The sequence below is a fragment of the Polaromonas sp. P1_G1 genome, from assembly GCF_056405595.1.
Genome location: NZ_JBFUBU010000252.1, coordinates 1 through 401 on the forward strand (window position 1 = coordinate 1; position 401 = coordinate 401).

Annotated in this window: 1 protein-coding gene and 1 pseudogene; both read left to right on the top strand. The window is 59.6% G+C overall.

Annotated elements, in window-relative coordinates:
• Positions 1-327: NADH-quinone oxidoreductase subunit J (locus AC1D1Y_RS26710; RefSeq protein WP_477685001.1), on the top strand; the 327-nt coding region annotated here is incomplete at its 5' end.
• Positions 324-401, top strand: a pseudogene (locus AC1D1Y_RS26715) (NADH-quinone oxidoreductase subunit NuoK); the annotation flags it as partial. The gene AC1D1Y_RS26710 and the pseudogene AC1D1Y_RS26715, both read left to right, overlap by 4 nt.

Sequence of the window (401 nt, forward strand, 5' to 3'; positions counted from 1 at the left end):
GTACTGATGGGTGGCTTTCGTGTGGTGGATGACCCCCAAGCTGCGAATGCCGCGGCGGTGGCTGGCGCGTCCAATACCAAAGAACTGGGCAAGTTGCTCTACACCCAGTACCTGCTGCCGCTGGAAGTTGCGGCCGCGATTTTGTTGGTTGCCGTGATCGCGGCTATCGCTCTGACCCTGCGTACCCGCAAGGACAGCAAGTATGTGAGCCCCGGCGACCAGGTGCGCGTGATGTCACGCGACCGGATGACCGTGGTGAAGATGGCCGCAACCCAAGCAGCCCTAGCCCCTGAAGTGGGTGAGTCGCAAGCGGAGACCAAAGTATGACCTTGACCTTAGGACTTTTCCTGTCGTTGGGCGCGATGTTGTTCGCGCTGTCGGTGGTTGGCATTTTCTTGAAC